The following is a 1198-nucleotide window of genomic DNA, read 5'->3' as shown; positions in this document are numbered from 1 at the left end:
TGACCTTTCCCCGAGATTAGTACCAATCCCTCAATGAGATTTTCCTGCTTAAGCTGCCTGTTTTGCATACTCAACAGGCGACATGTAATTCAGTGAGCTATGCGGGCGAACATGGTTGTAATGCTCGCGCCATAGCTCGATTTCGTACCTTGCTTCGTCCAGTGTTCTGAACCAATGCTGGTTCAAACATTCGTTTCTGAATTTACCATTGAGGCTTTCCACAAAGGCGTTCTGTGTCGGCTTTCCTGGTTGGATAAAGCCCAACGTCACACCTGTTTCTTTGCTCCAGAAGAACATGGCTTTGCTGGTAAATTCAGTCCCGTTGTCACAAACGACTTTATTAGGCTTACCTCGCTGCTCAATCAATTGGTCCAGGAATCTCGCTACCTGTCTGCCGCTGATAGAAACAGAGACTAATTGACCAACCATTTCTCGCGAATAGTCATCCACCACATTCAATACTCTAAAACGTCTGCCACTGCTTAGCTGGTCAGACACAAAGTCCATTGACCAGCGTTGATTGGGCGCTGTCGGCACTTCCATTGGCTGTCGAGGCCGTGTCAGCTTATTGCGCTTCTTGGTTCTGACCTGCAAACCTTCCTCGGTATAAAGGCGGTAAATGTGCTTTCGGTTCTTGACCATGCCTTCGCCTCTTAGGAGGCCATGCAGCATCAGATATCCATAGCGGGGATATTGGGTCGCCAGCGCCTTTAGACGCTCTCTAAGGCCCTTATCTGTCCCTGACTTGGGCTGATATCGAAACGCTGTGCGACTCAGCCCTGCCAGCTTACAGGCCACACGTTCACTGAGGCTGAAGCCGTCAATCAAGTATTGAACAATGGGCTTCTTCGACGCTGGCGTTACCACTTTTTTGACAGCACATCCTTCATGGCCTCCACTTCCAGCATCTTGTCAGCCAGCATCTTCTTCAACTTGTTGTTCTCTGACTCAAGCTCTCTGAGGCGCTTGGCTTCATTCACTTCCAGCCCCGCATATTTGCTGCGCCAATTGTAGAAAGTGCCGGTGGATATACCCATCTCGCGGCAGATGTCATCGACCTTGGCCCCTGCTTCATGCTGCTTAATGGCCTTGATGATTTGTTCTTCGGTATAACGTTTTTTCATTCTGAGATCTCCATTGGCTCCAGTTTATTGGAAATCTCATCAAAGTCATGGTGTTAAATCTGGGGAGAAGGTCA

Annotated in this window: 1 protein-coding gene; it reads right to left on the bottom strand. The window is 48.7% G+C overall.

Annotated features, from left to right (window positions below; genetic code table 11):
* Window positions 1-48: 48 nt before the first annotated feature.
* A protein-coding gene (locus tag J0A66_RS21410) for an IS3 family transposase (RefSeq protein ID WP_206575895.1) occupies window positions 49-1124 on the bottom strand; the annotation gives its coding sequence in 2 pieces (ribosomal slippage) (window positions 49-875 and window positions 875-1124; 1077 coding nt in all).
* Window positions 1125-1198: the final 74 nt, after the last annotated feature.

The organism is Bowmanella dokdonensis, from assembly GCF_017254865.1.
Lineage (GTDB): Bacteria > Pseudomonadota > Gammaproteobacteria > Enterobacterales > Alteromonadaceae > Bowmanella > Bowmanella dokdonensis.
Note: the sequence above shows the minus strand (reverse complement) of the source record. Positions and strands in the feature narration are given on the sequence as shown.